The organism is Kribbella pittospori (assembly GCF_004331465.1).
In the GTDB taxonomy this organism is placed as follows: Bacteria; Actinomycetota; Actinomycetes; order Propionibacteriales; family Kribbellaceae; genus Kribbella; species Kribbella pittospori.
The window spans coordinates 162,460-179,561 of record NZ_SJKB01000001.1 but is presented as its reverse complement, the minus strand read 5'-3'; the positions used below and the strand labels follow the sequence as shown (position 1 = coordinate 179,561).

At 69.0% G+C, this 17,102-nt stretch carries 14 protein-coding genes; 7 read left to right on the top strand and 7 right to left on the bottom strand.

What is annotated here, in order from left to right; translation table 11 throughout:
• Positions 1 to 22 precede the first annotated feature (22 nt).
• Both E0H73_RS00895 and lepA read right to left on the bottom strand, forming a co-directional pair.
• Positions 23 to 928 carry an aminoglycoside phosphotransferase family protein gene (locus tag E0H73_RS00895; protein ID WP_131349979.1) on the bottom strand — a complete coding sequence of 302 codons (906 nt, stop codon included), beginning with the start codon at positions 926 to 928 and terminating at the stop codon, positions 23 to 25.
• The gene (gene lepA / locus E0H73_RS00890; protein ID WP_202867154.1) at positions 928 to 2,814 is read right to left on the bottom strand and encodes a translation elongation factor 4; all 1,887 of its coding nucleotides are present in this window, start codon (positions 2,812 to 2,814) and stop codon (positions 928 to 930) included. The genes E0H73_RS00895 and lepA overlap by 1 nt, the downstream gene beginning before the upstream one ends.
• Positions 2,815 to 2,928: 114 nt before the next feature.
• Here lepA and E0H73_RS00885 point away from each other — a divergent pair, with 114 nt between their 5' ends.
• From E0H73_RS00885 to E0H73_RS00870, 3 genes are all read left to right on the top strand, one after another.
• A complete protein-coding gene (locus tag E0H73_RS00885; RefSeq protein WP_131349977.1) occupies positions 2,929 to 3,828 on the top strand; it encodes a protein kinase family protein in 900 nt (299 codons plus the stop codon).
• A 273-nt stretch (positions 3,829 to 4,101) separates the two neighbouring features.
• Positions 4,102 to 4,401 carry an RNA polymerase sigma factor gene (locus E0H73_RS00875; protein ID WP_202867152.1) on the top strand — a complete coding sequence of 100 codons (300 nt, stop codon included), beginning with the start codon at positions 4,102 to 4,104 and terminating at the stop codon, positions 4,399 to 4,401.
• Positions 4,398 to 5,555 (top strand): hypothetical protein, encoded by a 1,158-nt coding sequence (locus tag E0H73_RS00870; protein WP_131349971.1) that lies wholly within the window; start codon positions 4,398 to 4,400, stop codon positions 5,553 to 5,555. Before E0H73_RS00875 ends, E0H73_RS00870 begins: the two co-directional genes overlap by 4 nt.
• A gap of 65 nt (positions 5,556 to 5,620) precedes the next feature.
• Here E0H73_RS00870 and E0H73_RS00865 read toward each other — a convergent pair whose 3' ends face one another.
• Positions 5,621 to 8,455, bottom strand: coding sequence for a S8 family peptidase (locus E0H73_RS00865; RefSeq protein WP_238163738.1), 2,835 nt, complete (start codon positions 8,453 to 8,455; stop codon positions 5,621 to 5,623).
• A 153-nt stretch (positions 8,456 to 8,608) separates the two neighbouring features.
• Between E0H73_RS00865 and E0H73_RS00860 the strand changes: the two genes are divergently transcribed.
• The gene (locus E0H73_RS00860) at positions 8,609 to 9,121 is read left to right on the top strand and encodes an SRPBCC family protein (protein WP_337590309.1); all 513 of its coding nucleotides are present in this window, start codon (positions 8,609 to 8,611) and stop codon (positions 9,119 to 9,121) included.
• 324 nt (positions 9,122 to 9,445) lie between these two features.
• Complete coding sequence (gene rpsT / locus E0H73_RS00855) at positions 9,446 to 9,706, top strand: 30S ribosomal protein S20 (protein WP_131349965.1); 261 nt, start codon at positions 9,446 to 9,448, stop codon at positions 9,704 to 9,706.
• Positions 9,707 to 10,206: 500 nt separating this feature from the next.
• On the opposite strand, the gene holA is transcribed toward rpsT, so the two are convergent.
• Positions 10,207 to 11,205, bottom strand: a complete 999-nt coding sequence (gene holA, locus E0H73_RS00850; RefSeq protein ID WP_131349963.1) for a DNA polymerase III subunit delta — start codon at positions 11,203 to 11,205, stop codon at positions 10,207 to 10,209.
• Positions 11,206 to 11,278: 73 nt separating this feature from the next.
• On the opposite strand from holA, the gene E0H73_RS00845 reads away from it, so the two are divergent.
• Positions 11,279 to 11,845 (top strand): isochorismatase family protein, encoded by a 567-nt coding sequence (locus tag E0H73_RS00845; RefSeq protein ID WP_131349961.1) that lies wholly within the window; start codon positions 11,279 to 11,281, stop codon positions 11,843 to 11,845.
• 128 nt (positions 11,846 to 11,973) lie between these two features.
• Here E0H73_RS00845 and E0H73_RS00840 read toward each other — a convergent pair whose 3' ends face one another.
• The 3 genes from E0H73_RS00840 to E0H73_RS00830 form a co-directional block, all read right to left on the bottom strand.
• Positions 11,974 to 14,415, bottom strand: a complete 2,442-nt coding sequence (locus E0H73_RS00840; protein WP_131349959.1) for a ComEC/Rec2 family competence protein — start codon at positions 14,413 to 14,415, stop codon at positions 11,974 to 11,976.
• Positions 14,402 to 15,310: a ComEA family DNA-binding protein gene (locus E0H73_RS00835; protein WP_238163737.1), complete on the bottom strand. Its 909-nt coding sequence runs from the start codon at positions 15,308 to 15,310 to the stop codon at positions 14,402 to 14,404. Before E0H73_RS00835 ends, E0H73_RS00840 begins: the two co-directional genes overlap by 14 nt.
• A gap of 70 nt (positions 15,311 to 15,380) precedes the next feature.
• Complete coding sequence (locus E0H73_RS00830; RefSeq protein WP_131349957.1) at positions 15,381 to 16,223, bottom strand: DegV family protein; 843 nt, start codon at positions 16,221 to 16,223, stop codon at positions 15,381 to 15,383.
• A gap of 104 nt (positions 16,224 to 16,327) precedes the next feature.
• Here E0H73_RS00830 and E0H73_RS00825 point away from each other — a divergent pair, with 104 nt between their 5' ends.
• The gene (locus tag E0H73_RS00825) at positions 16,328 to 16,855 is read left to right on the top strand and encodes a pyridoxamine 5'-phosphate oxidase family protein (RefSeq protein WP_131349955.1); all 528 of its coding nucleotides are present in this window, start codon (positions 16,328 to 16,330) and stop codon (positions 16,853 to 16,855) included.
• Positions 16,856 to 17,102: the final 247 nt, after the last annotated feature.

The following is a 17,102-nucleotide window of genomic DNA, read 5'->3' as shown; positions in this document are numbered from 1 at the left end:
GCCTGCGGTCTCCACCGAATTTCTAATCCTGGATGGCCTTCACGATGGCGATGTTGCGGGTGAGCCAGTCCTGGGGCAACGATTCGTCGGCGTCCTCCAACGTCCACAAGACATTGAGCATCTGCCGGACGATCACCCAGTCGCGGGCGCGCTCCTCGTCCAGGCCGGCAGCGTCGATCGCCGTGTAGAAACGCTGTTTGACCGCGAACCGAAGGTCGCCGGAGGCAACGACTTCGTCCCAGCGGTTCCAGATCAGCGGCGCGACCTCGAAGTGCGGGTCGCCGGACAACGGCTTCGGGTCGATCACCAGCCAGGGCTCGCGTTCTGCCGCCAGCATATTCTCGTAGTGCAGGTCGGTGTGGATCAGCCGGCCGTCGGTCGCCGGGTCCGCGACGAAGTCCTCGGACAGCGCGATCGCCTGCTCGACGTACCGATGCGGCACCGGAGCCGAGGCCGGCAACTGCCGGAACCGCTCGAGCCACCGCTTCAACTCACCTGACAACGTGCGGAACTGCGGGCCGGCCGGGACATGCAGCCGCTTGTAGGTGCTGCCAACGATCTCGCAGGCGTCGAGGGCATCGATGGTGGTCAGATCCCGCGGTTCCAGCCGCTCGAGCAGCAGCGCGAACCGCCGCGGATCGGCCCGCAACAACTGGACCACGCCATTCCCGGCCCAGGCCCGCAGCGCGAGATGCTCGGTCTCCGCCTCCCAGTGCGGGAACTGCACCTTCAGTACGGCGCGCTGCCCGTCCGCCGTGGTCACCGGGACGACCAGAGCACAGTTCCCGTACGCCGACGTACCGTCGACGCGCAACTGCCATTCGTCGAGCAGCTCGCGGGTCAACCGGGGCAGGCGATCGAGCCAGTCCGCCCAGTCCTGACCGCGCGACGCGACGACCAGCAACCCGGCGGGGATGTCGACCGGCACTACTTCTTGGCCTTCTCCCCGGTGTCGGTGGTGCGCAGAGCGGCGATGAAGGCCTCCTGCGGCACCTCGACCCGGCCGACCATCTTCATCCGCTTCTTGCCTTCCTTCTGCTTCTCCAGCAGCTTGCGCTTACGGGTGATGTCACCGCCGTAGCACTTGGCCAGCACGTCCTTGCGCATCGCCCGGATCGACTCGCGGGCGATGATGCGGGACCCGATCGCGGCCTGGATCGGCACCTCGAACTGCTGCCTGGGGATCAGTTCCTTCAGCTTGCCGGCCAGCGCGACGCCGTACGAGTACGCGTTGTCGCGGTGCACGATCGCCGAGAACGCGTCGACCGTCTCGCCCTGCAGCAGAATGTCCACCTTGACCAGGGCGGCGGCCTGCTCACCGGTCGGCTCGTAGTCGAGCGACGCGTAGCCCTTGGTCTTCGACTTCAGCTGGTCGAAGAAGTCGAAGACGATCTCGGCCAGCGGCAAGGTGTAACGGAGCTCGACCCGGTCCTCGGACAGGTAGTCCATGCCCTGCAGGTTGCCCCGCTTGGCCTGGCACAGCTCCATGATCACGCCGATGAAGTCCTTCGGGCTGAGGATGGTCGCCTTCACCACCGGCTCGTAGATCTCGGCGATCTTGCCCTCGGGGAACTCGCTCGGGTTGGTGACGACGTGCTCCTTGCCGTCCTCCATCTCGACCCGGTAGACGACGTTCGGCGCGGTGGAGATCAGGTCGAGGTCGAACTCACGCTCGAGCCGCTCGCGGACGATCTCCATGTGCAGCAGGCCGAGGAATCCGCAGCGGAACCCGAACCCGAGCGCGCCCGAGGTCTCCGGCTCGTACTGCAGGGCCGCGTCGTTCAGCTGCAGCCGCTCCAGCGCGTCCCGCAGTGTCGGGTAGTCGTCGCCGTCAATCGGGAACAGGCCGGAGTACACCATCGGCTGCGGGTGCTTGTAGCCGCCGAGCGCTTCGGTCGCACCGTGCACGGCCGCGGTGACGGTGTCACCGACCCGGGACTGGCGGACGTCCTTCACGCCGGTGATCAGGTAACCGACCTCACCCACACCGATACTCGGCGTCTTCATCGGCTCCGGCGAGATCACCCCGACCTCGAGCATCTCGTGCACCGCGCCGGTCGACATCATCTTGATCCGGTCGCGGTGGGTCAGCTCGCCGTCGACCACCCGGACGTAGGTGACCACGCCGCGGTAGGTGTCGTAGACCGAGTCGAAGATCAGGGCCCGCGGCGGCGCGTCCTTGACGCCCTTCGGCGGCTCGACCTGCGCGACGATCTCGCTGAGCAGCTCCTCGACGCCCTCGCCGGTCTTCGCCGACACCTTGAGTACGTCGGACGGGTCGCAGCCGATGATGTGGGCCAACTCAGCGGCGTACTTCTCCGGCTGCGCGCTGGGCAGGTCGATCTTGTTCAGCACCGGGATGATGTGCAGGTCCGCATTCAGCGCGAGGTACAGGTTCGCCAGCGTCTGCGCCTCGATGCCCTGCGCGGCGTCGACCAGCAGCACCGCGCCCTCACACGCCTCCAGCGACCGCGACACCTCGTAGGTGAAGTCCACGTGCCCGGGGGTGTCGATCATGTTCAGGATGTACGTCGTACCGTCCGGGGCGAGCAGGCCACCCGGGGAGTCCGGCCCGGGCGTGAACGGCAGCCGGACCGCCTGCGACTTGATCGTGATGCCGCGCTCGCGCTCGATGTCCATCCGGTCCAGGTACTGCGCCCGCATCGAGCGGTCGTCGACCACCCCGGTGATCTGCAGCATCCGGTCGGCCAGCGTCGACTTGCCGTGGTCGATGTGGGCGATGATGCAGAAGTTCCGGATCAGCGACGGGTCGGTACGACCCGGCTGAGGCACGGTCGTGGGGCCAGCGGGCACGGAGGGGATCCAGTTCAGCTCGGGTGACGGACAATCGGTCAATCATCCCATGCGGGGCCAGCGGATTCGAAAATCGCGAGCGGTCCGGGGCTGGGCAACCTACCGTTTGTGGGCATGGCGCACGCTGCTGGGGTCCGGTTGCCCTTCGAGGAGGTGCCCGCCGGTGTGCGGGCGTGGGTGGAACGCGCGCTCGGGTCAGTGGTGGTGTCCGCCACGACCCAGCAGGGTGGATTCTCCCCCGGCGTCGCCGCCCGCCTGGTGACCGCGTCCGGCCGCCGCGCCTTCGTCAAGACCGTCGGTACGTCGCTCAACCCGAAGACTCCGACGCTGTTCCGCAACGAGATCGCCGCGGTCCAGGGCGTCGGCCCGTTGCCGACGGCTCCGGCGCTGTACGACGTGTACGACGACGGCGACTGGGTCGGGCTGCTCCTGGAGGACATCGAGGGCTGGCTGCCGTCCCACCCCTGGGAACAGCACGAGGCCGACCGCGTCTTGGACGCCCTCGCCGAGCTGACCGCAGCACTCGATCCTTCGCCGTGGCCGGACGCTCCGGTCGCCGCCGTACGGAGTGAGGAGTTCCTGAGCCGCTGGGACTCCGTCATCGCGGACGGGCTCGACGTACCCGACTGGGTGGCTGGACGCGAGGACGAGCTGGCGGAGCTTGCCCGGACCGGGCTGCGGGCGTTGGCGGAGGGCAAGGCGCTGTCGCACTGGGATCTGCGGGCCGACAACATCATCCTCACCGACGACCGCGTGGTCTTCATCGACTGGGCACACGCCGCCTTGGCCCCGTCCTGGACCGACGAGGTCATCCTGCAGGCGGACATGCGCGAGTCGGTCACGCTGCCGCCGCTCTCGGATGACGTGGCCATCACCGGCTTCCTCGCGGCCGTCGCGGGCGGTCTGTGGTGGGGCGCGTTCCAGCCGGCCCCGCCCGGGCTGCCGACCATCCGGGAGTGGCAACGCAAGCACGCCCTGATCCACCTGGACTGGGTCCGGGAGCGTCTCGCCTAGACGCAGCGTTTCGGCGCGTTGCGCGTCTCTTGGGTGTGACGAATTCAATGGTGAGTATCAGAGGTCCGGTCCGGTCTCTGGCGCACGACGACGCGCGAACCGCGGTGTCGGAGCTCTACAGCCGGCACTGGGCCGGGCTGGTCCGCCTGGCCGTGCTGGTGGTGAGCGACCGGCCCGCGGCCGAGGACGCCGTACAGGAGGCCTTCACCGACCTGTATCGGCACTGGCCCCTCCGGGACAACGAAGGCGCTGGGGTGGCTGCGGACCACTGTGGTGAACCGCTGCCGCTCGGTACTGCGCCGTCGCCGGACAGCGCAGCTCTACACCCCGCCGCATCAGGAACCACACGACTCCGCCGAGAACACCGCCGTACTCGGTGAGGACCGGCTGCAGGTCAGACGCGCACTGCAGGCGTTGCCTGCCCGCAGCCGGGAGGTGCTCGTACTGCGCTACTACCTCGACCTCCCGTTCGACGAGATCGCCCAGATCCTCGGGATCAGCCCGTCCACCGCCCGGGCGACCGCCTCCCGCGGCCTCACGGCCCTGACCCAGAAGCTTGAGGAAGTCCGATGAACGACACCGAAACCCGCCTGCGCGATTATCTGCACGCCGAAGCCAGCAGTGTGCCTGGCTCCGCTCAAGGCCCGGGCCTGGAGCTGGACAGCACCGGCAGCTCGACCCGGCGCTGGGCGCCGATGGCCCTGGCCGCCGCCGGCATCGCCGCCGCGCTGCTCCTGGCCGTACCGTTCTTCCGCGGCCTGTCCGACCACCAGCCGTCCGTGTCCGGCCTTCCGGCCACCGGCGCGGCGTCGACCCAGGCGCCTTCGATCCCGTACGCGGTCACCGTCCAGAACAACCCCGGCAACCCGCTCGACACCTGGTGGGCCGTCCTCCACGACCGCGGCCGGACCGTCCAGAACCCGGGGGTGAAGGGCGACGTCCGGGCGCGGGTCGGTGGCGGCTGGCTCGTCGACACGGGCTACCCCGATCCGAAGAAGGCCCAGGCCGCTGTCGTGTCGCCGGCCGGCAAGATCCGGCCGATCGGACCGCTCGGCGCCATCAGCCCCATGGTCTCGCCCGACGGACGCCAGATCGCCGTCGCGCTCTCGACGTACGGCGAGAAGACCGGCCGCGTGGTCGTCGTCAACCTCGAGGACGGCAAGGAGGTGTCGAGCATCACCGTCCGGACTCCGAACCTCGAGCTCGTCGGCTGGAACAAGGACGGCATCTGGATGAACCCGCACTCCCCGGGCGCCCGGCCGGTGACCGTGTGGCAGCCCGGTACGAAGGACGCACGGACGGTCGGGAACCTCGATGGTGAGCTGGAGGTGGTGCGCAGCAGCGGCACGGTCGTGCTGTTGAGCAGCACCGGCAGCCAGAAGGCCTGCGCCAAGGCCGCCACGCTGGGAACGCCCGGACTCGAGGTGAAGCGTGAATACTGCTTCGAGATCGCGACCCAGCGCGCGCCGTACGTGGCGCTGTCGCCGGACGGAGCGACGATGGCCCTCAGCACCGGGATCGCCGTCGACATCGCCACCGGGAAGGCCACCGAGCTGAAGCTCCCGGCCAAGTCCGTGCTGGCCGACGGCGGGGTGTTCGAGGACCCGGCCAACGTGATCCTGGTCGATGAGTCCCAGAGGATCTTCCGGTGCGGCGTCGCGACCGGCGAGTGCAAGCAGCTCGTGAGCGCCAAGTCCAACGAGATCGTCGCCCTGGTACAGCCCTGATCCCCAGACATCGGCTCAGCACGCTGGTTGCGCGCTGAGCCGATGTTCTGTGCTCGGGGGCGCGGTCAGCTGTCCACGCGGAGGACGGTCGCGGCGGAGCCCCCGGAGTACTGCAAGTAGCCCAGGTAGCGGGTGCCGGCGGTCAGGCCGGACCACTGGGCGGTGACAGTGGTCTCGCCTGCCACCTCGACGGGTTGAGCCGCCGGGGTGACCGTGAGGTTGGCCTCGGGGTTCTGCAGCTCCCAGTGGTCGAGCTTCACCTGCTGCGCATTGGCTCCGGCGAACAGATCGACGTACACATCGACCGCGCCGCCGGCGGGTGCTGGGAGGTTGACCTGCTCCTCGGCCGTGCCGCCGGTGCTGCTGCCGAGCAGAGTCTTCGTCCCCGCCTGGTAGACGAAGACGTCGAGGTCGGTGCCGGCCGGGTGGTCCGCGTCGAACGTCGAGAACCGGGCGTACTTCACACCGGCCTGGATGTTCACGGTGAACTTGGCGACGTGGTCGTTGACCTGCGGGTTCGCGGTCGGGAACGACACCCCGCCCGGGTTCTTCAGGCCGGCCTCGGCGGTGGTCGCCGGCATCAGGCCGGCCGACGTCGTGGTGAGCGTGCCCGTGTAGCCCGCAGTGATCGGCACGCTTGTTGAGCCGCTGGTGCCGGTCGCCGTGACCTGCGTTGGCGCCTTGACCGTGAGCGGCTTGATCGCGAGCGTGCTGGTCACCGCATGCTGGTTCGACTTCCAGGTCAGCTTGCCGAACGAGTACTGCTCGAGCGGCGCACCCGTGTTCTCAAAGGTGACTTTGTACGTCGCCGTGTGGCCGGGCAGCGTGATCAGGAGGCGCGGTGTGACGGTCACCTTGACTCCCTTGAGGCCCTCCACCTTGGGGATGTACACCTCCGGCAGTTGGCCGACGTTCTTCACCATGCGAGTGACGGTCTGCTTGCCGGCCAGGTCGCCGACCGCGATCGTCGGGTAATTCAGGTCGCTCGGGTCGATCTTGCCGCCCGCACACAGCTCGTGCGTCACCGGCACCTGACCCGAGCCGCAGACGAACTTGGCCCAGTCGGCGTACGTCGAGTCGTAGACCAGGCCGGGGTCCATCGCCTTCTTCGGTTGCACCAGGCCGGCGCCGTACCCGAACGGGTTGGCCTCCGAGCCCGACTCGTTCCGGATCGGTTTGCCGCTGGTGTCCTGATCGGTGCCGGTGGTCAGCAGCGCCGACTTGATCGCCATCGGGGACCAGTCCGGGTGCCTGCCCTTCAGCACAGCCGCGGCGCCGGCGATGTGTGGCGACGCCATCGACGTACCGCTCATGAACGCGTACTCGCCACCGGCCGCGCTGAACGCGCTCGTGGCGGCCAGCACATTGGTGCCCGGCGCCATGATGTCGGGCTTGAGCAGGTCGCCGTTGCCGGCCGCGGATGGACCGCGGCTGGACGAGGTCGCGACCTTCGGAGCGGTCACGCGGACCGGCGTACCCGGGCCGATCGTGGCGGTCGGGTTCGCCGTACCGCCGACGTACGCCTTGACTACGGGCGCCACCTTGTCGTCGAGGTGCACGGTCGGGACCGTGTGCAGGTCGGCGTCCAGCGTGCCCGGGGTGACGTTGACGAGGATCATGCCGACGCCGCCGGCCTTCTTCACCTGCGCGCTCTTGTCGACTCGGTCGTTCACACCGCGGTCGCAGACCACGATCTTGCCCTTGACCTTGGCTGGGTCGAGTGTGCCGGGCTGGCACAGACTGCTCTCGTTCCCGGCGTCCTTGGCCAGAATCACAGGCGCTGACGGCGTACCGGCGCCGATGCCCGCGCCGATGTAGGACTTGCCGTCGCCAAACTTGACGGTGGTCTGGATGTCGCGGTCATGGGTGCCGTTGGCAACCGTCGTGACCCAGGGGTAGTTCTTGCCGACGGTGGACTCGCCCGGGCCGGTGTTGCCGGCGCTCGTCGCCACGAACACGCCTGCCTTCGCGGCCCGCAGGAACGCCAGGCCGGTGGCGTTCACGTACGTCGAGCCGGAGCCGGAGACCGAGTAGTTGATCACATCCACGCCGTCGGCGACCGCGGCGTCGATGCCGGCCACGATGTCCGCGTCGGTGCCGGTGCCGCCACCGCTCTGATCGACGGCCCACAGCACCTTGTAGATCGCCAGCCGTGCGTGCGGGGCGATGCCGGAACCCTTGCCGTAGTCCCGGCCCATGATGCTCATCTCGACGCCGTGGTTGCCGCCCGCCGTACTGGCCGTGTGGGTGCCGTGACCGCCGTAGTCCCGCGGCGACCTGAACTCCGCCGCGATCGGGCGGCTGCCGATGCCCTTGTCGAAGTACCGCGCGCCGATCACCTTGTTGTTGCACGTGACGGGCGCCTCCTCGCCGGCCTGGCAGGTGCCCTTCCACTTCTTGGCGACGATCGCGTCCGACCGCTTGCTGGTCGTCATCGGCGCGAAGCTGGCCCGCTCGGGGACGAAGCCCGAGTCGATGACGCCGATGATCACGCCGTCGCCGGCCTTGTCCACCCCACCGGCCTGCTTCCACGCGCTGTCCATCCCCAGGAAGCGCGGTGTGTCGACGGTGTCCTGCTTCTGGACCTCGTTCGGCTCCACGCTCTTCACTCCGGACGACTTGGCCAGCTTGACGGCTTCGTCGTACGACATCTGCGCGGAGAAACCGGAGTACGTGTAGCTGTAGTCGTAAAGCTTCTTCACCCCGGGCACTGCCTTCAGGACTTGCTCGCGCTCCTCAGCCAGGTGCTTGACGTACCCGACGACCTGGCTGGCCGTCTTGCTGAGCTTCCCACCCGGCAACACACGCGTGGCAGGCAGTCCGGCGATGTCCCCGCCATACTCCGCCACGGGCGCGTCATCGAGCTGAACGATGTACGCCCCACTGTCAGACCGCTTCACCAGCGGATCACCCGGTGTCCCACCACTCCCCTGCGCGTTGGCCGCCCTGCCGATGAGCGGAACCCCAACCAACGACACAACAAGCCCAGCAACCACAACAACCGGCGTACGACGAAACACAAATCTCCCAGGGCAGCGACGGAGCGCCCGAGTATGCCGTCCAGTAGCCGCCATGTCACGCTCGGGCAGGATGTGTGTCGGCGGAGGAGACCTATGGCGGACTTGGCGGACTCCATTGTTGTGGGGGCTTCGGCGGAGCGGGTTTATGGGCTGGTGAGTGATTTGCCCCGGATGGGTGAGTGGAGTCCGGAGTGCACTCGGGTGAGTTGGGCGTCTGGTACGGCGGGGCCGGTGGTGGGGGCGCGGTTTGTTGGGCACAACCGGGTGGGTGCGGTGCGGTGGTTCACGCAGGGGCGGGTGGTGGAGGCTGAGCCGGGGCGGCGGTTCGCGTTCTGGATTCACTTCGGGCCGGTGCCGATCTCGCTGTGGAGCTATGAGTTCGCGCCGACCGTTGATGGGTGTGAGGTGACCGAGTCGTGGACGGATCGTCGGCCGGTGGTGATGCGGACGGTGTTTCAGCGCGTGTTCGGGGACCGGACGCGGCTCAATCAGCGCGGGATCCGGGTGACCCTGGAGCGCCTCAAGGCCGCGGCCGAGGCGGTCTGACGTCGCCGGGTACGTCGCAGCCGGGTGCGCTGACCTCGCCGAGTACGTCGCGGCCGGGGCGCTCGTATGTCGCGGCCGGGGGTGCGCATCCGTCGAGGCCGGGTGCGCGTACATCGCCGCCGGGGTGCGCGCGTACGTCGCGGCCGGGGTGCGCGCGTACGTCGCCGCCGTCGTGGGCGTAGGTCGCCGCCGGGGTGGCTGAGTTTGGAGCTGGCGGTGGCTTGTTGGTAATCTGGCTCTTCGCGCACCCACGGGTGGTGTTCAGCCGTGCGCGCGACACCTTCCTGTTAATGACCGCATACTCCTGATCGAGGCTCTGCTCACGTGGCGAACATCAAGTCCCAGATCAAGCGCAACCGCCAGAACGAGGCTGCGCGACTTCGCAACAAGTCGGTGAAGTCGACCCTCAAGACGGCAGTTCGCCGCTTCAACGAGGCTGCCGAGGGCGGCGACTCCGAGAAGGCGCAGGAGAACGCCCGCGTGGCCGGCCGCCTGCTCGACAAGGCCGTCAGCAAGGGCGTCATCCACGCCAACCAGGCCGCCAACCGCAAGTCGGCCATCTTCAAGAAGGCCGCCTCTCTCTAAGGCAGCCCGCCAACGATCGGCCCGTCGTTCGACCGGCCGATCGTTTTTGCGTGCCCGAACCTCCACCCTCGCGCACCCGGCACTCCGCAGCTCGCCCACCCGGCACACCTCGGCTCCCACGCCCGGCGACTCCTTGGCTGCGTGCCCGGACCTCTAGGCTCGCGCCCGGCGACTACTTGGCTGGCGTGCTCGGACGCAGTTCGCGCGCCCGGACTGAGCTCGGTCTGACCGCCGCCGGCCGGGCTTGCCCTCGTCGCCGGCCGTCCGCTTCGCAGCTCGCGCTCCCGGCACTCCCCGGGTTCCCGGCACTCCCCGGCTCACGCTCCCGGCACCCCGGCTCACGCGGCTGGCATTCCTCGGCTGGTGTGCTTGGACCTAGGTTCGCGTGCACGCACCTGTCGGTTCGCGCGCCGACTCCCCAGCCACGCTGCCGGCACTGGTCGGCTTTGCGTGCTCGGACCTCGGCTTGTGTGCCGACCGGCCCGGGCGGCCGAATGTGGTTAGCGGCGACCGTGGGAGTGGCTTACGGTGATGACCATTCGTTCGAGGGCGTAGCCGGCGTCTCCTGAGGCGCCTTTCACGTCGGCGTCGGCTTGGGCCACCGCTTTGATGGCGGTCGCCAGCCCGCCCGGGGTCCAGCCGCGGACCTGCTGCTTCAACTGCTTCAGCTTCCACGGCGGTACGCCGACCTCACGGGCCAGATCCGCCTCGCGAAGCCCGCCCGGCGCGCTCGAGAACTTCGCCAGCCCGCGCAGACCGCCCGCCATCGCGCTCGTCACCAGCACCGGCGCGACGCCACAGTCCAGCGCCCAACGCAACTGCTCCAGCGCCGGCTCGGTCCGGCCCGCGATCGCCGCGTCCGCGACCGCGAAACTCGTCACCTCCGCGCGACCACCGAAGTACTGCCCGATCAGCTCGGCCGTGACTGCCTGCCCGCCCGAGTCGGACACCAGCTGGGAACACGCCCCCGCCAACGCGCGCAGATCATGACCGACCGCATCGACCAGCGCCGAGGACGCCCGCTCGTCCACGCTGCCGCCGAGCAGCCGGATCTCCCCCGCCACGAACTGCGGCAGCTCCCATGCCTTCGGAGCCGTCGCCACGACCTCGCTGACCGATGCCTTGCGCAACTTGTCGAGGACGCCTTTGCCCTTCTGGCCTCCCGAGTGCACCAGCACGACCAGTACGTCGTCCGACGGGCTCCCGGCGTACTCGAGCAAGTGCGGGACCATGTCGGACGGCAGGTTCTCCAGCGCCCGCATGACCAGGACGCGCTCGCTCGCGAAGAGCGACGGACCGGTCAGCTCCGCGAACACGCCCACGTCCAGCCCGGTCGCGTCGACGTCCGTGACCTCGATCTCGCCGTCGCCGTTCGACGCTGCTTGTTTGGACACCGCAGCGATCGCCGACTTGACGGCCCGGTCCGCGAGGAACGCCTCGGCACCGGTCACCAGCAGTACGTCGCCCAGCTTGGGCGCGGAACCCCTACGAGCAGCCACCTGGCCAGCATCCCATGTCGCGTCGACAGAAACTCGCTGGAGGTCGCTTGCACCGACCGGCAAGGATGGCGGCATGACCGACCCCGTTGCTCCTGTCGACGCCCTGATCCTGGTGGACCTGCAATCGGCCTTCGTCTCCGGCGAGAACGCCGTACCCCGAGCCGATCGTCTGCTCGACCGGACGACCCAGCTGCTCGACCGTGCGCGGGAGGCGGCTGGGGCGGTAGTTGTGCACCTGCAGAACGACGGTGCGCCGGGCGCGGCCGATGAGCCGGGGACGCGGGGTTGGGAGTTGTACTTGCCGGTGAAGTCGGGGCCTCGGGAGCAGGTGATTCGCAAGCCTCGGGACGACGGCTTCGACTCAACACCGCTCGGTCAGCTCTTGATCGCCGCCGGGGTGAGGTCGATCGCGATCTGCGGCGTGATGTCCGAGATGTGCGTGCAGGCCACCGCGCGAACTGCCCTGGCGCGCGGCTACCGCGTCGTCCTCCCGTACGACGCGCACGGCACCTACGACATCCCCGCTGTCACTGGCATCAGCGACCAAGTCCCGGCCCATGTGGTCTCCCGAGTAGCCGCCTGGTCCCTCGGCGACGAACCCGAAAGCACAGTCCCAGCCGCAGCCGTCACCTTCTCCTGACCCTCCGCTTACCGCATGCTGGGCTGCCGACACCGGCATGCGGCACCTGGCTCCTGGCTGGAGCTGGTGTTCATGGGTCGCGGGTGGTCGTGAGCGTCAGGTGCTGGCACCAGGCTCGTGGCTGGTGCTCATGGGTTGTGGGCGGTGGTGAGGGTTAGATGGTTGGCGGGGTTGGTGACGGTTAGGGGGCCGTTGGTGCTGGTGGTGGCGGTCCGGGTGGACTGGTGGGCCAGGAGCGTCAGGGTCCTGGGTGCTGGATGGCCGTAGTCGTTGTCGCGGCCGACCGAGATCAGGGCGAGGCGGGCGCCGGTGGCGGCGATGAAGGTCGGGTCCTGCTGGGCCGAGCCGTGGTGCGGAACCTTGAGGACGTCGGCTCGGAGGTCGGCGCCGGAGGCAAGGATGGCTCGCTGGGATTCGGGTTCCAGGTCGCCGGTGAGGAGGATCCGGAGGCCGGACGCCTCGACCATCATCGCGATGCTGGCGTTGTTCTCAGGCGAACCCTCGTCGCTCGAGGTCGCGGACGACGTACCCGGTGGCGGAAGCGCCGGCACGCGGGCCGGCCAGAGTGTGGTCCAACTGAGTGCGCCGACGACGCGCTTCTCGTGGTACATGACCGTCCGCAGGCGGATGCCGTGCTGCGCCGCGAGGTCGACGACGCGGTCGTACTCCGCGCGCGGCGAGAAGTACGGCGTCACCTCGATCTCGCCCACGCGCCGATCCTTCAGTACGCCGGCCAGCCCACCGGCGTGATCCGCGTGGAAGTGAGTCAGCACGAGCACCGGGATGTACTCGACTCCGAGATCCCGCAGGCATCGATCCATCGCAGCTGGATCCGGACCGGTGTCGACCACCACTGCCGCCTTCTCACCTGCTCGCAACGCCAACCCGTCGCCTTGTCCGACATCGCACATCACCAGGAGCCAATCGCCCGGTGGCCAGCCGATCGAACCGACTGGACGCAGTACGACGACCGCCAGCAGGACCACCGCGAGGATGGCTGCGATCGGGCGAGCCAGGATGCGGTGCAGGCCGATGACGATGGCTAGGCAGAGGATCGTGAGTACGGCGACGCCGATCACCGTGGCCGGCCAGGGGTTGGATGCGCCGGGGAGGTCTGCGCCTTCGCGAGCTATCAGGATGATCCAGCGCGCCGGCCAGCCGGCGGCCCAGCCGACGAGATGGGCTACCTCTGTGCTCACCAGTGCGACGCCCGCGGCTGCGAAGCCGAGGATGGTTGCCGGGCCTACTGCGGGACCCGCGAGCAGGTTCGCGGCGACTGCGACGAGAGAGACCTGGCCGGAGAGCCAGGCGACAATCGGCGTACACGCGAGTTGGGCGGCGAGCGGGCACGAGATCGCCTCGGCGAGCCAGGTCGGAAGCCAGCTCGAGAGCGCGTCCCGCCAGCTCGGTCCGAGGAGCACGATGCCCGCGGTTGCGAGGACGGACAGGGCGAACCCGGCTGATCGCGCGAGCGAGGTGTCGAGGAGCAGGAGCACAATCACCGCGACCGACAGGCTGCGCGCCGCACGGCGTTGGCCGCCTCCGCTGGTCATTGCGGCCAGGGCGATCAGGCCCATTGCGGCCGCTCGCAACACGCTCGGTTGGGGGCGCGCCAGGATGACGAACACGACGACCGTCATGAGGCCGACCGCAGTCAGCCCTCGCGCCCGTACGCCGATCAGCCGACTGAACGGCAGGATGAACGCCAACAGCAACGTCAGGTTGGTGCCCGAGACTGCGGACAGATGGGTCAGCCCGGTCGTCCGGAAGTCGTCGGCGAGTTCGTCGGAGAGGCCGGACTCGTCGCCCATCACGAGTGCGGGGACCAAGCCCTTCACGTCATCCGGCTCTCCCGCCACCGCTCCGCGCAGGCCGGCTCGCACCTGCTCAGCCGCGCGTAACCACCAGGCTGGCTCGTCCACCATCCGCGGGTCGCCGCGAACGGACAGCATGGCTGCCACGTCACCGCCACGTTCGGCCGCCTCTAACCGCCCCCTTCCGTCCACGCGCTCCCCGAACCGCACTCCTTTCCACGCCTCGTCCCCCACCACCAACACCCGAGTCCTGACCCGAGTAGTCATTTCCCCGGCGGCCTGCGGGCTCCCGGTTGACGACGTCGTACTCCGAGTTCGAACCTCCTCGATGGTTGCCTCCAGCACCACGTATGGCGGGCGCCGGCCGCCCGGACTCCGGCGTACGGCTGGATCTCCGTCGATCCTCAACCGAACGCCAACCGTTGCGCCCTCCGCCGCCAGCCCCTGGACCGGGCCGGCCTGCAATCCCTTCACCTGCAGGGCGGCTCCCATTCCCATGCCCGCGACCACCACAAGTACTCCCACGACAGCCCAGACCGCAGGTCTCCCGCCGGATCTGGTGGCCTCCAGCCGGCGTCGCAGGAAGACGGCGGCCACACAAGCGACGGCAAGTGACACCGCTGCGGTCACGACACCTGCGAGTGGTCGCTCGCCGACGAGGACGACGGCCGCCAACCAACCCGCACCCGCCGGCGCCAGCAACCGCAGATCGAGCGTGTTCCCCGGCTGCTCAGGAGCTTCGTCAGATGCGGACATGGGACTTCAGGGAGTCGAACTTCTTGGGGCCCACGCCTGGGACTTCTTGGAGTTGGTCGATGGTGGCGAACGGGCCGTTCTGGGTGCGGTAGTCGAGGATGCGTTGGGCTAGGACTGGGCCAACTCCGGGGAGGGTGTCCAGTTGGGTGAGGTCGGCGGTGTTGAGCTTGACGGGGGCGTTGGCGGCGGTGGGCGGAGCTGTGGGGTTGGCGCCTGGAGCGGTGGTCGCGCCGGGCGGGGTGGGGATGCCTACGAGGATTTGTTCGCCGTCGGTGACTGGGCGGGCGAGGTTGAGGGTGGTGAGGTCTACGCCGGGGAGTGGGCCGCCGGCGAGGGTGAGTACGTCGGCTACCCGGGAGCCGGTGGGGGCTCGGACGAGGCCGGGGCGGCGGACCTTGCCGGCGACGTGTACGACGACCACACCGGCTGGCGACTGACCGGTGCCGGAGCCCTGGGTGGCGGCCGACGGCTGGCCGGCACCCGGCGATGGCTGGCCCGCTCCGGCGGTCGGCTGCCGTGCTCCGGATGAAGAGGTCGCGCTTGGCTGGCCGGGTGAGGGAGCGCCGGCGACGGGTGAGCCTGAGGTGATGGTCGTGGGTGGGCGGGCGTCGGGGAGGGTTTCGGGGCGGGCGCGGAAGACTTGCCAGGCGGCCCAGGACAGGCCGATGGCGAGTACGGCGGCAAGCACCACGACGTGCCGTGGCGACAGGGTCCAGCGGGCGTCTCGTAGTCGTTCGGGCCGGATCGATTCGGGGATCCATCCACCGCGCACGTCCTCATCACGCTCCTCCAGGTGTTCGTCGGGTGCGTGCTCGCGTGCGTTGGCGGCGAGCCGCGCCAGCGCACGCTCACGGGCGCCCGGGTCGGGCGCCGGAGCACGACGTGTGACTTTCACGCCTGAGAAAGTACGAGTCTGAGGCCAGCCAGAAATCGCGAATTCAAACCTGTGGAGAACCCACAGAAGATCAGCGGGGGGCTACTACTACGGCTAGGAGGCCGGGGCCTACGTGGGCTCCTATTACGGCTCCTACTTCTCGGAGGACTATTTCTTCGGCGGCGGGGAGGCGGTCGGCGAGGCCGTCGGCTAGGGTTTGGGCCTTTTCCAGGTTGGCCAGGTGGTGGACGGCGAGCTGGACGGGGGTGTCGCCGGCGCGTTGGACGGCGATGTCGGCGAGGCGGGCGATGGCTCGGCTGGAGGTGCGGACCTTCTCTAGCGGGACGATCCGGCCGCCGCTGATCGTCAGCAGTGGTTTGACGGCGAGCGCCGTACCGAGGAGGGCTTGGGCCGCGCCGATGCGTCCGCCGCGGCGGAGGTACTCGAGGGTGTCGACGTAGAAGTACGCCGAGATCGACGCCATCCGGGCGCGGGCCGCGGCCTCGACGCCGGCCTGGTCCTCCCCCGCGGCGGCTGCGGCGGCCGCGGCCAGGACGGGGAACCCGAGCCCCATGCCGAGCGACCGGGAGTCGACCACGCGGACCGGTATCGGCGACTCCTTGGCGCCGATCATGGCGGCCTCGACGGTGCCGGACATGTCACCGGACAGATGGATCGACACCACCGACTCCGCCCCGTCCTTCGCACAGGCGGCGTACGTGTCCGCGAAGGTCTGCGGCGCCGGACGGCTCGTCGAGACGGGGGTGAAGGTCTTGAGCGCCTCGGCGACCGCGTCGGTGGAGGTGGCGCCGTCGTCGTACGACGTCCCGCCGATCACGACCTGGAGTGGTACGACGGTCAGCGGGTGGCGGAGCACCTCGTGCGTGGCCAGCCCAGCCGTGGAGTCGGTGACGACGTGCACGCGGGCTGACATGAAGCGAGGTTACCGGACAGTTTAGGACGTGTCTCCCGGTCCCACGCGACGGCGTGGGACCGGGAGACACGTCCTTTGTCGGCGCGCAGTGCCAGACTGCGCAGATGAAGGAGACAGCGGCAGAAGTCACCGAGCTGCAGCAACTCCTCGACGCGGCGTACCAGCGCTCGACGGAGCATCTGCACAACATCATCACGGACTCGCGCCGGCTGGACGCCGGCGAGCTGGTACGGGTTCTGACCGGCATGTGCACGCTGAACCTGGCCACCGTCACCGCCCGGGGTGAGCCACGGATCAGTGCGGTCGACGGACACTTCCTGCACGCGCGGTGGGTGTTCACGACCTCCGGGTCCGCGGCCAAGGCACGGCACCTCAAGGTCCGGCCCGCGGCCAGCGTCTCGTACGTCGACGGCGAGCGGATCGGCGTGTTCAGCCACGGTCAGGTGGAGACGTTGACCCCGGAGCACCCGGACTTCGCGGAGATCGAGGCGCACCTCACCAAGCACTACGGCAGCTCACCGTCGAGCTGGGGCGACGACATCGTCTACTACCGCCTCCAGCCGACCTGGATGGTCGGCTACGCCTTCGACAAGAAGGCAGTCCTGGAGCAGGCGGACTCCGCCAAACACTGAGCGACGAGGTGGAGGCCAACCCCTCCGGTGGCCTCCACCTCGTTGTGCCGGCGCCCCCCACTGGACCGGCCCCCTCACGTCGTCACGCTGACTCCCCTCGTTGCCAGCGTTCCAACTTCTTGTGCTGACTCCCCCTTGTTGTCAGCTGAGCTCAGAAACCTCGGCGAGCTACTCCCCGTGCCGGTTCCGCGAAGTACCGGTCTGACCGCGAGCCCGTCGAGGTCCCGGGAGGCCCCAGCAGCCGACC